At 72.6% G+C, this 17,108-nt stretch carries 14 protein-coding genes; 6 read left to right on the top strand and 8 right to left on the bottom strand.

The genetic code is table 11. The features are described from left to right. A partial coding sequence (locus RIN75_RS29370; protein ID WP_309115281.1) for a hypothetical protein occupies nucleotides 1–2,793 on the top strand: 2,793 nt, incomplete at its 5' end. A gap of 88 nt (nucleotides 2,794–2,881) precedes the next feature. Further along, nucleotides 2,882–4,183, top strand: a complete 1,302-nt coding sequence (locus RIN75_RS29375) for a hypothetical protein (protein ID WP_309115282.1) — start codon at nucleotides 2,882–2,884, stop codon at nucleotides 4,181–4,183. A gap of 149 nt (nucleotides 4,184–4,332) precedes the next feature. Here the strand turns inward: RIN75_RS29375 and RIN75_RS29380 are convergent, their stop codons facing one another. The 3 genes from RIN75_RS29380 to RIN75_RS29390 form a co-directional block, all read right to left on the bottom strand. Then, on the bottom strand, nucleotides 4,333–4,956 hold the full coding sequence (locus RIN75_RS29380) for a response regulator transcription factor (RefSeq protein WP_309115283.1): 624 nt from the start codon (nucleotides 4,954–4,956) through the stop codon (nucleotides 4,333–4,335). A 65-nt stretch (nucleotides 4,957–5,021) separates the two neighbouring features. Next, complete coding sequence (locus tag RIN75_RS29385) at nucleotides 5,022–5,693, bottom strand: response regulator transcription factor (RefSeq protein ID WP_309115284.1); 672 nt, start codon at nucleotides 5,691–5,693, stop codon at nucleotides 5,022–5,024. A 7-nt stretch (nucleotides 5,694–5,700) separates the two neighbouring features. Further along, nucleotides 5,701–6,339 carry a sensor histidine kinase gene (locus RIN75_RS29390; RefSeq protein ID WP_309115285.1) on the bottom strand — a complete coding sequence of 213 codons (639 nt, stop codon included), beginning with the start codon at nucleotides 6,337–6,339 and terminating at the stop codon, nucleotides 5,701–5,703. Between the two features lie 195 nt (nucleotides 6,340–6,534). Here RIN75_RS29390 and RIN75_RS29395 point away from each other — a divergent pair, with 195 nt between their 5' ends. Next, nucleotides 6,535–7,542 (top strand): radical SAM protein, encoded by a 1,008-nt coding sequence (locus tag RIN75_RS29395; protein WP_309115286.1) that lies wholly within the window; start codon nucleotides 6,535–6,537, stop codon nucleotides 7,540–7,542. A gap of 42 nt (nucleotides 7,543–7,584) precedes the next feature. Here the strand turns inward: RIN75_RS29395 and RIN75_RS29400 are convergent, their stop codons facing one another. Beyond that, nucleotides 7,585–8,574 carry a PHP domain-containing protein gene (locus tag RIN75_RS29400; RefSeq protein ID WP_309115287.1) on the bottom strand — a complete coding sequence of 330 codons (990 nt, stop codon included), beginning with the start codon at nucleotides 8,572–8,574 and terminating at the stop codon, nucleotides 7,585–7,587. A gap of 98 nt (nucleotides 8,575–8,672) precedes the next feature. On the opposite strand from RIN75_RS29400, the gene RIN75_RS29405 reads away from it, so the two are divergent. Further along, complete coding sequence (locus tag RIN75_RS29405; RefSeq protein WP_309115288.1) at nucleotides 8,673–9,308, top strand: TetR/AcrR family transcriptional regulator; 636 nt, start codon at nucleotides 8,673–8,675, stop codon at nucleotides 9,306–9,308. Here the strand turns inward: RIN75_RS29405 and RIN75_RS29410 are convergent. The 3 genes from RIN75_RS29410 to RIN75_RS29420 are packed head-to-tail and all read right to left on the bottom strand — an operon-like array spanning nucleotide 9,305 to nucleotide 12,001. Beyond that, nucleotides 9,305–10,294, bottom strand: a complete 990-nt coding sequence (locus tag RIN75_RS29410; protein WP_309115289.1) for a serine/threonine protein phosphatase — start codon at nucleotides 10,292–10,294, stop codon at nucleotides 9,305–9,307. The genes RIN75_RS29405 and RIN75_RS29410 overlap by 4 nt on opposite strands. 28 nt (nucleotides 10,295–10,322) lie before the next feature. Further along, complete coding sequence (locus RIN75_RS29415) at nucleotides 10,323–10,787, bottom strand: SRPBCC family protein (RefSeq protein ID WP_309115290.1); 465 nt, start codon at nucleotides 10,785–10,787, stop codon at nucleotides 10,323–10,325. A gap of 29 nt (nucleotides 10,788–10,816) precedes the next feature. Then, nucleotides 10,817–12,001 carry a serine hydrolase domain-containing protein gene (locus RIN75_RS29420; protein ID WP_309115291.1) on the bottom strand — a complete coding sequence of 395 codons (1,185 nt, stop codon included), beginning with the start codon at nucleotides 11,999–12,001 and terminating at the stop codon, nucleotides 10,817–10,819. Nucleotides 12,002–12,086: 85 nt separating this feature from the next. Here RIN75_RS29420 and RIN75_RS29425 point away from each other — a divergent pair, with 85 nt between their 5' ends. Beyond that, nucleotides 12,087–14,828 carry an AAA family ATPase gene (locus RIN75_RS29425; RefSeq protein WP_309115292.1) on the top strand — a complete coding sequence of 914 codons (2,742 nt, stop codon included), beginning with the start codon at nucleotides 12,087–12,089 and terminating at the stop codon, nucleotides 14,826–14,828. Here the strand turns inward: RIN75_RS29425 and RIN75_RS29430 are convergent. Next, the gene (locus RIN75_RS29430) at nucleotides 14,825–15,991 is read right to left on the bottom strand and encodes an MFS transporter (protein WP_309115293.1); all 1,167 of its coding nucleotides are present in this window, start codon (nucleotides 15,989–15,991) and stop codon (nucleotides 14,825–14,827) included. The two genes, RIN75_RS29425 and RIN75_RS29430, sit on opposite strands and share 4 nt — an antisense overlap. Before the next feature lie 68 nt (nucleotides 15,992–16,059). On the opposite strand from RIN75_RS29430, the gene RIN75_RS29435 reads away from it, so the two are divergent. Then, nucleotides 16,060–17,043: a helix-turn-helix domain-containing protein gene (locus tag RIN75_RS29435; protein WP_309115294.1), complete on the top strand. Its 984-nt coding sequence runs from the start codon at nucleotides 16,060–16,062 to the stop codon at nucleotides 17,041–17,043. Nucleotides 17,044–17,108 lie beyond the last annotated feature (65 nt).

Raw genomic sequence — 17,108 nt, forward strand, 5'->3', positions numbered from 1 at the left:
GACGGGGGTGAGATCGTCGTGCTGCGCGTGGCGGACGGGGTGGAGCTGGCCCGCATCCCGTTCCCCGACCACCTCGACGGGTGGGACAGCAGCCCGGCGTGGTCCCCGGACGGGCGCGGCATCGCGTTCAGCCGCGACACCGAGGCCGTGGAGATCTCGCAGGTGCACCCGCGCTCCGTGGGCGGCTCTACGCCCCTGGGCGGTTCGTTCACCACCATCGCCTCCCTGCGCACCCCGAACGTCCCGGCCCGGCCCGAGATCATGTTCCTGCTGGACACCACTGGGACGATGGGCGACATGATCGGGGCGGTGCGCCTCAACCTCGGCGAGGCGATGCGCCAGATCTCCGAGAGGGAACCGCTGGCCCGCTACGGCATCGCCTCCTACAAGGACGTCACCGACGGCACGGAGTTGCGCTACCAGCGCGTGAAGAAGCCGACCACCCGCGAGGAGATCCAAGCAGTTCTGGACGACAAGACCCAGCTCGTGACCGGCGGTGGTGGCGACGAAATGGAGGACTGGTTCAACGCCCTGCACCACATTTCCAGGGACCCCGAGATCTTCAGCCAACCCGGCACCAGCCGGATCATCGTGCTCGTCGGCGACGCCGCCAGCCACGACATCACCGACCGCTGCATCTACCCCCAGCCCACCTGCCCGAGCGAATATCCCTACTGGCGCGAGTCGGTGATCGAGAACGAGCTGGTCAGCCGGGACATCCACCTCTCCGCCGTGCCCGTCCTGTTCGAGGGCGAGCGGGACCCGGAGCTGCCGCCGTACCCGCACCTGGACTTCCGGGGGCAGGCGACCAGGCTGACCAAGGCCACCGACGGCGCCCTCACCGAGGGCTACACGTCGGCTGACATCGTCAAGGGCATCCAGGCGGGCATCGAGCGCATCCCGGTGACCGTCACCCCGCGCGCCAACTGCCCGCAGGGCGTCTCGATCGAGTTCACCCCGTCCTCGGTCACCGTGCCGGGCAACACCGACGTGCAGTTCCAGGAGACGGTCCGGCTGGAACCGCCGGGCCCGGGCGTCGCCGAGGTGGGGGACCGGCTCACCTGCACCGTGGACTTCCTGTTCGACGGCGTCGAGCCCGGGCAGCCGCACGTCCAGACCATCCACGTCACGGAAGCGGCGGCCGGCCTGCCCACAGTCGTCGTCAACGGCGACACGGTGGTCAGCCCCAACGGAACTCCGATGGTCGTGCCGTTCACCGCCTCCGCCACCTCGGTGACCGGCGCGCCCCTCACCCCGACCTGCGACGCCACGCCGGGGCAGCTGTTCCCGGTCGGCGTCACCACCGTCACCTGCACCGCGAGCGACGGCCCTCGCCGCAGCAGCGCCAGTGCGCCGGTCGCCGTGGTCGTCCCGGAGCCCCGGGCCACTCGGGACATCTGGCTCGCCGACTTCTCCGGACCGCTGCGGCAGATCAACCTGTCCCGGCTGTTCGCCCCGGACTGCGCGCGCGACGACACGTCACCCGCCTGGTCGCCGGACGGCAGCCGGCTGGTGTTCACGCACGCCGGGAGGTCGCTGTGCGTGGCCGACGCGTCGGGGGCCAACGCCCGGCGGATCTTCACCGCCGAGCTCTGCCTGGACTCGCCCGCGTGGTCGCCCGACGGCGCGCTGATCGCGTTCGACCAGTGCGCGGGGGAGTTCGGCGCCACCCGCATCTGGCAGGTCGCGCCCTCCGGCGGGCCGGCGACCGTGCTGGTGGCCGACCCGGAGGCGGAGGTCGGGGTCGCCGCGTTCCAGCCGGTGCCGGACCTCGTGGTGGTGGGCGCGGTAGCGCCGGCGGTGATCCCGTTCGAGGGCACCACGACCGTCCGGTTCACCGTCACCAACGCCGGTCTCGCGCCGACCACGCCGACGATCAACGTGACCGTCCCACCTGGACTGCGCGTCGACGCGATCACCACCACCGCCGGGTCGTGCGACGGCACGGTCTGCACGCCGGGCCGCATGCCGCCGCGCGGCCAGGCCCAGATCCGGGTCACCGTGACCGGGACCGCCGCCGGCAGCCAGGTCGTCGCCGCCGACGTGGGCCAGGACGTCAACCCGGGCAACAACAAGGCGCAGGTGACGATCCGCGTCGCCGACCCGGTCAAGCCGCCCGCCAACCCCGGTTCGCTGTCCATGGCGGTCGCCGTGCTGCCGCAGGAGAGCTTCGTCGGCGGGGACGACATCGTGTTGTCCTACAAGGTGCGCAACGGCGCGGGCGAGCCGATGACGGACGTGCGCGTGGTGACTTCCCTGCCGCCGCAACTGGTTCCGCCCAAGGCCGTCTCACCGGGCTGCGCCGCGGACGGCTCGGTGTGCACGATCGGTGTCCTGCAACCGCTCCAGGAAGCCGACGTGCGGATCACGTTGCCCGCCAAGGCCGCCGTGGACACCACCGCGGGCGGCTCGGTGCTCGGCGTCGGGCCGGACAACAACGCCGCCGACAACACCGCCGTGGCGAAGGTCGTGGTGCGCCAACCGAAGGTGACCGTCGACCCGCTGGTCGGGCCGGGCGGGTTCGTGCCGCGCGCCAAGGGCACCGGGTTCCCGCCCGGCGGCACGGTGAAGCTCGCCTGGACCGTCGGCATCTCCGCCACCCCCGGCACGGTGGTGGTCGAGGACGACGGCACGTTCGACGCCCAGGTCCTGGTCTTCGAGAACGACCTGGTCGGGCCGCGCGAACTCGCCGCCACCGCCGAAGCCGGGCCGGGGTTCGCCGAAGTGCGCTCGAACCCGTTCCTGGTCGTCCCGAAGTCGTTGCAACCACCCGACTTCGTGGGCCGCGGCTGAACGGCTGCCCGTTGGGGCAGTGCGCGGAGCACCGGCCCCCACCCTTCCGACTCGTCCTCCACGACCGCTTCTCGAACAGGATTACGACATGGGCGCTACCGCGACGCTGTCCGCCACGGGTCTGTCCGTGGAGCCGGGCTCCGAGGTCACGTGCACGGTCGTCGTGCGCAACACCGGCCAGTTGGTCGACCAGTTCACCGTCGACGTGGTCGGCGACGCGGCCGGCTGGGCCGTGGCCGAGCCGCCGTCGGTGAACCTGGTGCCGCAGGCCTCCGAAACGGTCACCGTGCGGTTCGCGCCACCCCGGGCCGCGAACGTGCCGGCCGGGTCGGTGCACTTCGGCGTCCGGGTCACCTCGCGCGAGGACCCGTACGGGTCGGTGGTCGAGGAGGGCGTGGTCGAGGTCGGCGCGTTCACCGACCTGAGCGCGGAACTGGTGCCCGGCAAGGTCGAGGCCGGTCGGCGCGGCAAGTTCGAGCTGGCCGTGGACAACGTGGGCAACCACCCGGTCGGCGTGCGGTTCCAGCCCAGCGACCCGGACGGCGAGCTGGACTTCAAGCTGGACCGCTCCGAGGTGCTGCTCGCGCCGGGCACGGCCGCGTTCGTCAAGCTGCTGGTGAAGCCGCACGACACGTTCCTGCGCGGCCAGCCGCGGTCCAAGCCGTTCCGGGTGGAGGTGCTGCCCGACGCGGGCGGCCCGCTGGTCGCGGACGGCATGTTCGTGCAGCGGTCGCTGCTGCCCAAGTGGCTGCTGCCCGCGCTGATCGCGTTGCTGGCCCTGGGACTCGTGCTGGCCACCCTGTGGTTCACCGTCCTCCAGCCCGCCGTGAAGTCCGCCGCGCGGGAGGCCGCCACCCAGCAGGCCGCCGACGTCAAGGCCGCAGCGGTCCGCGCCGAGGAGAACGCGGGCGCGGCCAAGCAGGAGGCGGAGAAGGCCAAGGGCAACTCGGACCGGGCCATGGAGGCCGTGGGCCTGGACCCCGGCGCGCCGCCCGGGGCCCAGCCCACCGGCACCCCGCCGGCGGGCAAGCAGGCCGGTGAACCCACGGACTTCCGGGTCGCGGCGGACGCGGCGATCGTGTCCAACCCGGACCAGTTCACCGACTTCGTGTTCAGCCCGCCGGAGGGCAAGACCCTGCGGGTCAGCGACATCGTGCTGCAGAACCCGCGCGGCGACACGGGCACCATCCGCGTCCTGCGCGACGCCGGCGGCTCCCGCAGCGGCATCCTCGAAGTCGGGCTGGCGAACTTCCGCGACCTGGACCGCCACTACGTCGAGCCGCTGCGGTTCAAGCCGGGCGAGAAGATCGTGATCGCGGTGAGCTGCCAGAACCCGGCCGAGAAGGGCAACTGCAAGCCCTCCGTGTCCTTCTCCGGCCGGGTGGAGTGACTAGTCGTGGTGGGCTGTGTTGGATTGGGCCGCCCCCGGCGTCGCGGACGAGGCCGCCGAAAGTCGGCTCGTCGCGCCCCGTTTCGCTCCGACCGGAAAAGCTGATCGGAGCGAAACGGGCCGCGACAAGCCGACGCGGCCTCGTCACGTCAGATCAGGCCCTCACGCAAGGCGAAAGCGACGGCGTGGGCGCGGTTGCGCAACTGGAAGCGGTTGGTGATGTCGTGCAGGATGCTCTTGACCGTCCGCTGCGAGTAGCACAGCTTCTCGGCGATCTCGCGGGTCTCGAAGCCGTCCGCGATCAGCCGCAGGACCTCGGTCTCCCGGTCGGACATGCCTGCCATGGTCCAGCCGTTCGGGTTGAGCACGTTGCGCTGCAACCGGGACACCCGGTCCAGCAGCCGGCCCAGCAGGTCCGCCGGCAGCGCGCCCTGGCCGGCCGCGGTCGCCTTCACCAGGCGCACCAACGTGTCCGGGGTGGCGTCGGAGCGGCGGATCACCGCCGAGACGCCGGAGCTGACGATGTTCAGCAGCTCCGGGTCGGCGATGTCGCCGGCCACCAGCACGATGTTCGGACTGCCCTGCACCTGGAGGCGGCGCAGCAGTTGCTGCGCCGGCCCGTCCAGCTTCTCCAGCACCACCAGCGCGACCGGCGCCGGCTCGTCGGGTTCGACCAGTCTGATCTCGGGTCGGGACCGCAGGGCCGCGGTCACCCCCGCCCGCGTGATCGAGTCCGCCGCGTGCAGCACCACCGCGATCTGCTCACCGTTCATGCCCGGCTCCCCAACCTCGTGCGTCAAGTCCCCTGACCATGGTCGCGACCCGGTGCGTCCCGGCACTATGGGCGTGTTGTCCCGATGTGTCCCGGGTCGTCGCCCAGACCGGCCTCCTTGGCCCGGGACACCGCCTGCGCGCGGTCGGCGACGTGCAGCTTGCGCAGGATGTTGGACACGTGGTTGCGCACCGTCTTCGGGCTGAGCACCAGGACCCGGGCGATGGCCGCGTTGCCGCGCCCGTCGGCCATCAGCCGCAGCACCTCGCGCTCCCGCGTGGTCAGCTCGGGGAACGCCTCCGGCCGCTTGGCCCGGCCGCCGGCGCCGAAGTAGGCCAGCAGCCGCACCGCGATGCCCGGGCTGAAGATCGCCTCGCCCTCGGCGACCGCCCGCACCGCGCGGACGATCTGCTGCGGCTTCGCGGCCTTGAGCAGGTAGCCCAGCGCGCCCGCGCGCATCGCGGCGAACACCGACTCGTCGTCGTCGAACATCGTCAGCACCAGCACCCGCACGCCCGGGTCGCGCGCCACGATCCGCCGGATGGCCTCGACACCGCCGAGGTCGGGCATGTTGAGGTCCATCACCACCACGTCCGGCTTCAGGCTGGCCGCGAGTTCGACGGCCATCTCGCCACCGGACGCCTCGCCGACCAGCTCCACGTCGGTGGCGGCGGTCAGCGCGGCGGCGAGCCCGTAGCGGAACAGCGGGTGGTCGTCCACCACCAGCGCCCGCAGCATGTCCCGCTCACACCCCACCCGCGACCGGGAGGTCCGCCGCCACGCGCGTGCCCCCCGCCGCGGCGTGATCCATCTCCCAGGTGCCGCCCACCTCGGCGGCGCGCTCCCGCATTGAACTCAGCCCGATCCCGTCACCACCGCGCGGGCACGCGCCCACCCCGTCGTCCACGACCTCGACGTGCAGCCCGCCCGCGCACCACATCCGCACCACGCAGTGCCGCGCCCCCGCGTGCCGGACCACGTTGGTCAACGCCTCGCACACGATCCGGTAGGCCGCGACCTGCACCGCCACCGGCAGCTCCGGCAGGTCCACCGGGACCTGGACCTCGACCAGCACCGGGTGCCGGTCGGCCAACGTCGCCACGTGCGCCCGCACCGCGCCCACCAGCCCCAACCGGGCCAGCTCGGCCGGGTAGGCCCCGGCCGCCAACCGCCGGATCTCCGCGACGGCGTGGTGCATCTCCTCCTCCAACCGCGCGAGCAACGGCCCCGCCGAAGCCGGGTCGTGCGCGACGAGGTGGCGGGCCGCGCGCAAACCCAGCGCGATCGCCGCGAGCGAGGGCCCCAGACCGTCGTGCAGGTCGCGCAGCACCCGGCGTCTGGCCTCGTCGGCCGCGTCGGTGGACACCGCGAACTCGCGACGCATGTCCCCTCCCCGGGTGCTCACCGCTCGGGCTTCGTCGCCACGTCCGTGAAGTCGTCCGGTTAACGGGCGTCGTTTCAAACAACCCGACAGGTTCCCACGTTCGAGGGAACCGATTGGTCCATCGGTGACGCAGTGACGTATCAGGACGGGGTTCGTCTGCTCCATATGGATAAGAGGCACCACAGGAGGGTGGAAATGCGGCAGGCTGCTGGCGGCAGGGCGGTCCTTCAGGTGCACCCGACGAGGCTGTGCAATCTCCGGTGCCGGCACTGCTACTCCAGCTCCGGCCCCGACGTGTCGGAGTCCGTGCCGATCCCCCTGTTGTCCCAGGTCGTCCGGGACGCGGCGGCGTTGGGCTACGACGTCCTGAACGTGACCGGCGGCGAGCCGTTCCTGTACCCGGAACTCCCGACCTTGCTGCGGACCGCCCGCGAAGCCGGGATGCGGACCACGGTGACCACGAACGCGGTGGCCCTGAACCAGCGCCGGATCGGTCTGGTGAGGGGCTTGGTCGACCTGGTCGCGGTGTCCATCGACGGCGACCAACGCACCCACGACCGCATCCGGGACCAACAGGGTTGCTTCACCAAGGCGCTGGCGGGCATCCGGCGGCTGACCGAGGCCGGCGTCCCGGTGGGCGTGGTGACCACGCTGACCCAGGGGAACGCGACCCAACTGGGCGATGTCGCGGTGGCCGCCACCCAGTCCGGCGCCCTGCTGCTGCAGGTGCACCCGCTGGAGCCGGAGGGCGCGGCGGGCCGGCTGATGGCGGGGGAGCGGCCGGACGCGGTGGAGTTGGCCTACGCGGCGGTCGAGTTGGGGCGGATCGCCGAGGAGCACGGGTTGGCGGTGCAGTTGGACGCCGTGCCGAGGACGTTGTTGACCCGGAAACCGGAGGCTTTCCTGGCTGCTCCGGTGGCTGCGGACGCACCGTTGGGGAGTTGGTTGACGCCGTTGGTGATCGAGGCGAACGGCGCGGCGGTGCCGATTGCCTACGGATTCGACCGGCGGTATTGGTTGGGGAACGTGTACGACCGGTCGTTGGCGGAGATGGCGCGGGGTTGGGACCGGTACCCGTTCTTGGAGTTGTGCCGGAACACGTGGCAGCGGCTGGTGGACGGCCGAACCGGCCCGCTCATCGCGTGGTACGGCCACCTGGTCCGCGCGTCCCGAACCCAACGCTCCGCCACCGCCGGCCGCTGACGCTTCACGTCGTGGAGCGCCGTTCCGAGGGAGCCGGGTGGGTCAGCGCCCGCTGAGCAAGTCCGCGGCCGACCGGGTGTTGATGACCCTGTCCGCCGTCACCCCGCACTCCTCCGCCCGCTCGCACCCGAACGACAACCAGTCCAACTGCCCCGGCGCGTGCGCGTCGCTGTCGATCGAGAACGAGCACCCCAGCTCCACCGCCAACCGCAGCAACCGCCCCGGCGGGTCCCGCCGCTCCGGCCGCGAGTTGATCTCCACCGCCGTCCCGCTGTCCCGGCACGCCTCGAAGACCGCCTTCCCGTCGAACGTCGACTCCGGCCGCCCCCGCCCCACCACCAGGCGCCCCGTGCAGTGGCCGAGGATGTCCACGTTCGGGTTGGTCACCGCCTTCACCATCCGCCGGGTCATCTCGGGCTCGGCCATGCGGAGCTTGGAGTGGACGCTCGCCACCACGATGTCCAGCTGCGCCAACAACTCCGGGTCCTGGTCCAAAGAACCGTCGTCCAGGATGTCGACCTCGATGCCGGTCAGGATCATGAATGGCGCCAACTCCGTGTTCAGCTCCGCGACCACCTCCAGCTGCCGGCGCAACCGGTCGGCGGACAACCCGTTGGCCACGGTCAACCTCGGCGAGTGGTCCGTGAGCACCATCCACTCGTGGCCCAGGTCGCGCGCGGCTTCGGCCATTTCGCGGATCGGGCTGCCGCCGTCGGACCAGTCGGAGTGGGTGTGGCAGTCTCCCTTGAGCTTCGCCCGCAACTCCCGGCCACCGACCACCGGGTGGTCGCGGAACTTCGACAGGTAGGACGGTTCACGGCCCTGCACCGCATCGGTGATCACGCCCGCGGTGGCCTTGCCGATGCCGTTCAGGTCCGTCAGGGTTCCGTTCGCCACCCGGCGTTCCAGGTCGCCGGGTGGCAGACCGGCCACCACCTCGGCCGCCCGCCGGAACGCCCGCACCCGGTACGTCGGCTCGCCGGCCCGCTCCAGTTGGAACGCCACCTGCCGCAATGCCCACAACGGATCCACCCGTCCTGTGTACCGCGTTGGGACGATCGGTGCGCGTCGGCCACGGTGTCGTCACGAAGGGTTGCGGCCGGGCGCCCGGTGGGACCAGCATGTCCGCCATGCCCCCACGGTCGACGGCCGGTTCGGTCGGGTCCCGGCGTCGCCCGAGCAAGGGCGACCTCACGTCGCAGGCCATCCTGGACACCGCGGAACGCCTGCTCCAGCACCGCTCGCTGGAGGACATCGCGGTGGACGAACTCGCGTCCGGCGCGGGCATCTCGCGCTCCACCTTCTACTTCCACTTCTCCTCCCGCGAAGCGGTGCTGCACGCCCTGTCCGCGCGCGTCCTCGACGCCCTCTACGACGCGGCCTCGTCGTGGCTGCGCCGGGGCAGCGAACCGCCGGAGGCCGCGATCCGCCGCGCCCTGGGCAGCACGCTCGCGTTGTGGCGCAAGCACGGACCGGTGCTGCGGGCGGCGGTGCGGGCGCGGGACACCGACGAGCGGATGCGGGAGTTCTGGACGGGCGTCGGCCGTCGGTTCATCGACGCCACGGCCGAGCAGATCACGTTGGAACGCGCCGCGGGCGTGGCCCCGGACGGCCCGGACGCCCGGTCGCTGGCCGCGGTGCTGGTCTCGATGAACGAACAGGCCTTCGTGTCCCGCTCGCTGTCGCGCCGGTCGGCCAAGCGGGACAACGAACTGGTGGACACGCTCGCGTTCGTCTGGCTGCGCTCGGTGTACGGGGCCGGCTAGGTGGCGGGGTACTCGGCCGTCAGGTCGCCGTCGAACAGCGCCCAGAGGAAGTCGTTCATGCGCGCGGCGGCGGGGGAGTGCCGGATCAGGATGTCCGCGACGACCGCCGGCACGTCGGCCGGGACGTCCCCGGCGGCGCAGCGGCGCACGTACTCGTTGCGCGCCACGGGAGGACCGGTGACCTCCACCCCGCACACCGCGACGACCAGCCAGTTCACCAACCGCATCGCCGCGTAGTCGACGTCGTGGTCGGTGTTGCGCCGGACGAAGTCGCGTTCGGCCGTCGACAGGTCGAAGTGAGCGGCCGTGGCCAGGCCGAAGTCGGTCAGGTGGATCGTATCCCCGGCGACGCGCATGTTGCCCAAGTGACCGTCCATGTGCAGGAGCCCGCGATCGCGCAGGAACTCCGCGGTTCCGATCAACTGCCGCTCGACGCTCGTCGCCCGCCCGACCGGGTCCTCCGCCAGCCAGTCCTCGACCGGGCGCGGGACGTACTCGCTGAACAGCACCAGGCTGTGGGTCGCGGTGGCCAGTGCGTTCAAGCGGGTCCGGACGGACGAGTGACCGCCCATCAAGTCCACGACCCGGTCGACGTCGGCGTGCTCGTCGGCGACGGGTGGGCGGCCGGGCAGCACGCGCCAGTGGTGGAGCATGGCGAACGACTCCGTCTCACCCGCCAGCACCGCCTCGGTGACGGCGAGGTTCGCGGCCAGTTCGCGCCAGGCGTTGAAGGACGGCCCGGCCACGCCGTACTGGCAGTGCACCGGCAGGTCGAACAGGTTCGCGGTGGAGTGCGGGTGCGCCAGTTCGAGGTCGGTCAGCGGGACGCGCTTGGCGAACACCGGCACACCGGCCACGTCGACGGTCGCCGCACCCCCGCCCACCCCGACCGCGGTGGCCGAGCCGGCCGCGAGGAGTGCGAGGAGGTCGTCGTCGGAGTGGGTGTCGAGTGTGGCGGCGACGTGGTGGTGCCGGGCGGTCCTCATCACTCGATCATGCCGGAGTCGAGCACGGTCATGCCGGGGTGAAGAGGGAAGTCAGGCGGGCCAGGGAGTCCTCCAGGCCGCGGGCCACCTGGCGGCGGCCGAAAGCCTTGATCAGCAAGCCTTTCAGCGCCGACACGGGTTCCTGGCACGACCGCAGCAGCACCACCGTCCCGTCCCCGTCGGGCGTCAGCTCGACCCGGAACTCCGTGCTCGCCGCGAACCGGGGCGCCGGCCTGCCGTCCAGCCGCTCGGCCAGGTGCCGCCACGCCACCACCTTGGGGCGGCGGTACTCGACGACCTCCACGTCGACCTCCGAGCGCCGCTCGCCCCACCTGCCGTACTGGGTGCGCCGTTCGCCGCAGCCCGCGCCCGAGGTCACCTCGACCCGGTCGGCGAACGCCAGCCACTCCGCCGCGCGGTCGGCGCGGGACACGACGTGCCACACCCGCTCCGGCGACGCGTCGACCCGGCCACTGCGCACGACCTCGATCACCTCGCCATGGTAAGCGCTGCCGCCCGGGTCTACCGGAACCAGCCGCCGCCCGCGCGTCGGTACCCCAGCGCCCGGTAGACCGCGTCCACAAGGGACTGTCCGCGTCCGTTCAACCCCACTCCGCCACCCTGCCGGCTCATGGCGTAGCCGAACGACATCCGCGCGGCCGGCGCGGCGAACCCGATTGACCCGCCCATGCCGGAGTGGCCGAACGCGTCCTCGGACAGGCCCATGAAGTCGCCCTCCTCCGCCGGCCGGTCGTTGGCCTTGAGGAAGCCGAGGGAGAACCGGGTCGGCCCCAGCAGCATCCGGTCGTACCCGGCGGAGGTCACCGCGGACATGACCGCGATCTGCTCCTCGGAGACCAGGTCGACGCCGTTGTAGGACCCGCCCAGCGCCAGCGGCCGGTACATCTGGGCCAGGCCGCGCGCGTTGCTCATGCCGCCGACCGCGCCGTACTGCGCCGCGTGCGCTTCGCGGCTGTTCGACGCCACCACGTAACCGCCGTTGTTCAGCAGCATCAACGCCTGCATGGACTGCGGCCGGGTGGTCGCGGCGACGAAGAGGGGTGAGACGGTGGCGCCGGGCGTGGCCGGGATGGTGGGCGCGACCAGCGGTTCCAGGTCTTCCGGGAGGGTGAGCCAGAAGTCCAGGCCCAGCGGCCCGGACACCTCCTTCTCGAAGAACTCCGCGAGCGACAGGCCGGTGACCCGGCGGACCACCTCGCCGACCAGGTGGCCGAACGTCAGCGCGTGGTAGCCGTGCGCGGTGCCGGGCTCCCAGAAGGGCTCCTGCCGGGCGAGGACGTCGGTCATCAGCGCCCAGTCGTACATGGCGTCCTGCGGGAGCGGCTCCTTCACGGCGGCCAGCCCGGCCTGGTGGCTGAGCAGGTGCCGGACGAGCGTGTGCTCCTTGCCGTTCCGGCCGAATTCGGGCCAGTACCGGGTGACCGGGGCGTCGAGGTCGAGTTCGCCGCGTGAGGCGAGGATGTGCGCACAGAGAGCGGTCGCGCCCTTCGTGCACGACCACACATGCGTGATCGTCTCCTCGGTCCAAGGGCGGCCGCCCGCATCGCCGCCCCACAGGTCGACCACGGACTCGCCGTCGACCGTCACGTGCACGCTCGCGCCGACCTCGCCGCGCTCGGCGAAGTTGCGCTCGAACTCGGCCCGGACGTCCTCGAAGCCGGGGCCGCAGAAGCCTTGGACCGTCACTGTTCCTCCCGTGGTGGCGGTGGGTGGTGACCATGCGACCACGGGTGAGCGGCGACACGTGAGTAGGGGTTCCGCGATAGGTAGGGTGGCAAGCCCAGTCCCGCCACCCCGGGAGGCCGTCGCCGTGTCGCCGTTCTTCGGTCGCGAGCCGGAACTGGCGCTGGTGTCCGACGCCCTCGACCGCGCGCCCGCGGCCGGGCTGGTGGCCGTGGTGGTGTCCGGCGAGCCGGGGATCGGCAAGTCCAGCCTGCTCGGCGAGGTGCGCCGGCGGCTCGGGCCCGAGGTGCCCGCGGCGGAGTCCGACGACGTGGCCCGGCGCATCCCGTACGCGGCGGTCGCCACGGCGTTGCGCTCGGTGCCGCGGTCGGCGGAGGTGACGGCCGCGCTGGCCGCGCTGCGGGCCGCGCCGGACGGCTCGTGGTTCGACCGGTCGTGCGAACTGGTGGCCCGCGTGCTGGAAGACCGCACCGCGCTGGTCCTGGACGACCTCGAACAGGTGGACGACGACTCGCTGGCCATGCTCGGCGTGGTGCTGCGAAGGGTGTCGGCCGCGCCGTTGGTGCTGGTCACAGCCATCCGCCCGGTGCACGACAACCCTGCTGCGGACGAGCTGCTGGACCGGCTGGAGCGGCACGCCGAGGTGGTGCGGCTGGACCTCGCGCCGCTGTCCGGCGGCGAGGTGAAGCGGATCGTGGAGACCGTGCTGGGCACCGCCGTGCACGACGAGCTGGCGCGGGAGGTGCACCAGCGGGCCGACGGCAACCCGTTCTTCGCCGTCGAGATCGCCCGGTCGCTGCGCGAGCTGGACCTGGTCGCGGTGGACGGCGGCGAGGCGCGGCTGGCGGTGCGGCCGGACGCGATCCGGCTGACCCGGCGGGAGGCCGTGCTGCGCCGGGTCGCGCCGCTGGACCGGGACACCCGGGCGGTGGCGCGGGCGGTGTCGATCTTCCGGCGGGTGCGGCTGGACCAGATCGGGCTGCTGGCGCGGGTGTCGTCGCTGCCCGAGGAGACCGTGGTGGCCGCGTTCGACGAGCTGCTGCGGCTGCACGTGGTGCGCAACGACGAGCGCGGCTACCGGTTCGCGCACGCCCTGGTCGGCGAGGCGCTCTACCAGGAGATCGGCCCCGCGCAGCGCCGCCACCTGCACAGCCTGATCAGCACCCGGCTGCTCGACGACCGGGACCGCGGCCTGCCGGTGGACCTGCTGGAACTGGCCTGGCACCTGGCCGAGTCGGCCGCGCCCGGCGACCTGCGCGCGGTCCGGGTCATGGCGGAGGCGGCCACGTCCGCCCGGACGTCCGCGCCGGAGACGGCCGCGGCGCTGTGCGGTCGCGCGTTGGAGCTGTTGCCGGTGGCCGCGCCGGAGCGGGCCGAGCTGCTGGCGTTGCAGTGCCGGGCGTTGGCCCACGCGTCCCGGCCCGCCGCCGCGATCCCGCCCGGGTTGGCGGCGTTGGCCGACCTGCCGCGCGGTCCGCTGCGCAGCCGGGCGGCGGTCGTGGTGCTGAGCAGCCTCTTCCTGGTGGGGCGGATGGCGGAGGCGTTGCGGCTGGCCGACCTGGAGGTCGAGGCCGGCGACACGACTCCGGCCCTGCAGGCCACGCGCGCGGTGCTGCTGGTGTTCACCGGCCGGTACGGCGAGGCGTTGGCGGAGGCGACGCGGATCGAGGCGATGGAGTTCTCGTCGTCCGCCGAGGCCGTCGTGGTGTTCGACCGGTTGGCCGTGCTGGCGTCGATGCTGTTCCGGCACGACAAGACCGTCGACTACGCCAACCGCGCGTTGGCCGCCGCGCAGGGCCAGCCCGCGTTGGAGTTGCAAGCGCTTGCGGTGGCCGCGTCGACCGGCGCGTTGGCGGGTCTGGTGCACGACGCCACCTGGCGGCTGCGGCGGGCCGAGCAGTTGGCGGGCTTCGCGTTCCGGGGCGAGCTGGAGCTGACCCGGGTCGCGCTGGACTGGCTGGGCGGCCGGTGGGACGCGTCGCTGGACCGGTTGGGCCGGGCGACCGCGGAGCTGGAGTCGCGGCAGGAACTCATGATGCTCCACGGGTTGCGGGCGGTGGAGCTGGAGATCCGGACGTGGCGCGGCGAACTGGACGTGGCGGCGAGGTTGGCCGCGTTGGAGCCGCCGACGAGCCCGAACATGGCACGGTTGCACGCTTTCGCGATGTCGGCGTACCTGGCGGCGCGCGGTGACGTGGAGGGTGCGCGGACGACGTTGGTGGAGGCGGTGGACGCCACCGGCAGCACCTCGTACAGCTGTGTGTTGTTGGGGCGCTTGGTGGAGCTGGACCTGGAGCACGGGCGGGTCGAGGAGGCGCGGCAGACCATGAAGCGGCTGCGCGTGCTGGCGGCGGACCGGGTTGCGCCGTGGACGCGGACCGCGGTGCGGCGGGCGGAGGGCCTCGTGGCGGGTGACGCCTCACTCTTGCGGGAAGCGGTGGTCGAGGCGGAGACGGGCGGGCTGGTCTTCGAGAAGGCTCGTGCGCAGTTGGCGTTGGGGCAAGTCGATTCTGGTGCGGTGGCGGAGTTGTTGGAGGCGTACGGGACGTTCCAACGGCTTGGCGCGCATGGACTTCGGCGGCAGGCGGGTTCGCGGTTGCGGGAGCTGGGAGCGAAGGTGCCGCGCGCTCGGGCCAAAGCGCGGGGGTTGCTGACGGAGGCGGAGGAGAACGTCGCTCGGTTGGTGCAGCAGGGGATGCGCAACCGGGACATCGCCGCCGCGTTGCACTACAGCCCGCGGACGGTCGAGGTCTACCTGTCGCGGGTCTATGCGAAGTTGCACGTGTCGTCGCGGCTGGAGTTGGCCCGCGTGCTGGACGGTCGTGCCTAGAGCTTGGACGTTTCCAGCGCGGGTCGGGCCAGGGCGAGGGTGGTGACGATCGAGGCGGCGGCCATGAGGGTGATGGCGGTCGCCGGGCTGGTCAGGTGGGCGAGGGCGCCGGCGATGAGGGCGGACAGGCCCTGCATGGCGACCATGCCGGTGCCGTGGAGGCCCAGGGCCTGACCCGTCAGGTCGTCGGGGGTGTGGGACATCAGGCGTTCCTGGAGGACCAGGCCGGCCGCGAAGCCGATGGACGCGGTGGTGGCGGCGACGGCTGACCAGATCACGTTGGGGTGGAGGAAGAAGAAGAGGTAGGGGGCGGCCAGCAGCAGGCGGAGCGGGGTTGCCAGGCGGGGGCGGAGGGCCGGGGGGACGAGGCGGCCGATGGCCAGGTCGCCGGCGAGCATCCCGAGGGCGCCGCAGGCGTACAGGGTGCCGGCGTGGTCGGGGGCGTAGGAGATGTAGAGCGAATCGCCGCCGACGACCAGGCCATTGGGGACCCACAGGCCCAGGTACGCGAGGCGGCGCGGGCGGGACGACCACAGAAGCGCGTTGGTGCGCCAGGTCGCCGAGATGGACGGGCGGCCGGTGGAGCGGGGTGGGCGGGCGGTCAGGCCCAGGCGGGTGATCACGGCGGAGAGCAGGTAGAACCCGGCAGCCACGAGCAGGCAGGTGTGGGGCGACAGGAGCGTCAGGAGAGCCCCGCCGGTGGCGAAGCCGGTGATCTGGGTGAGGCCCCACAGCATGTTGTAGACCGATCGACCCAGGACGTACCCGTCCTTGGTCAGGATCTCGGTGAGCAGGCCGCCGCGCACTCCGCCGCCCAGGGACGCGATCAAACCTTGGGCGAGCAGGACGGCGAACACGGCCCAGATCGGCAGGCCGGGTAGGGCGAGCACTGCTGTTCCGGCGGCGAAGGCGAGGCCGAGGCCGGACAGGATCGCGCGGGGTGGCAGGCGGTCGGCGGCGGAGAGCAGGAGAGCGCCGCCCAGCAGTTGTGCGAGCTGGGGTCCGAACATGCTCACCGCCGACAGCAGCGGCGAGCCGGTGGCCCGGAAGACCAGGGTGCCCAGGGCCAGCGCGCCGATCGTCTGGGCGGCGGCGGACGCGCCGAAGGACAGCAGGAACGGGGTGAACTCCGGGGTTCGGAACAGGGAGCGGTAGCTGCGCACGAGTCGGATTCTGGGCAGCGGCCCGACCGGTGTTTACTGTTTCGCCGACACGCGAAAGGTCGGGGTGCATGGGTTTGTGGCAGATCGACACCGACACGCTCGCCCGCAGCCGGTTCGTGCTCTCGCCGTTCGCCGAGACCTTCGCGAGCCTGCGGCTGCTGCACGCCGGGACCGGCGCCCACCCGGGCGAGCAGTCGTGGCTGCGCGAGCACCTGCCGGGCTACCGGGCGCACCTCGCGGCCGACCCGGCGGCCGGGCCGCTGGTGGCGGCGGCGCTCGGGACGTCGTGGATCGCGGACTTCTTCTGCCCCACGTCGAGCGTCGGGGAGAGCTTCGAGGACACCGTGTCCAGGGTCCGGGCGACCGGGGCGGACCAGGCGCGGGACAACCTCCGGGTGTCCCTCCGCGGCCCGCTACCGGCCGTTCTGGAGCGCGATGACCTGCCGGAACGGGCGACCGCGTTGTTGACCCACGTCTGGGAGGAGACCGTGCGGCCGTACTGGGACCGCCGACGGCGGGTCTTGGAGGCGGACGTGGTCGCCCGGACCGCGCGGGTGAACCAGGGCGGCTGGGCGGCGGTGCTGGACTCGCTGAAGCCGGGCACGCGGTGGTTGGGGGAGAGCCGGTTCCGGGTCAACCACAACGCCTACCCGCCTCGGGAGGTCGCGGCCGGGGCGGAGCTGCTGTTCATGCCGGTCACGCCGCGGACCAGCTGGGTGTCGTGGGAGGGGCGGGAGCGGTACGCCGTGGTCTACCCGTGCCTCGGGGTGCTCGCCGAGGGCGAACGGCCGGTGCCGGCCGGGCTGGAGGCGTTGATCGGGACGGCACGGGCGGGGTTGCTGGTGCTGCTCGGGACGCCGCTGAGCACGACGCAACTGGTCGCGGTGACCGGGCAGGGGCTGGGGTCGGTGGGCCGGCACCTGAAGGTGCTGCGGGAGGCCGGTTTGGTGGAGCGGCGGCGGGCCGGGAGGTCGGTGCTGTACGGGCGGACGGCGGCGGGGGAGGTGCTGCTGGAGGCGGCGGGTGCCGAGCGGGTGCCGGCAAGCGGGTGAACGCTACTCCGGGCACGCGGCGGACAGGCGGGCCGCGAGCGTCTTGACGTGCTCGACGAGTTCCG

Source organism: Saccharothrix sp., from assembly GCF_031180885.1.
In the GTDB taxonomy this organism is placed as follows: Bacteria; Actinomycetota; Actinomycetes; order Mycobacteriales; family Pseudonocardiaceae; genus Actinosynnema.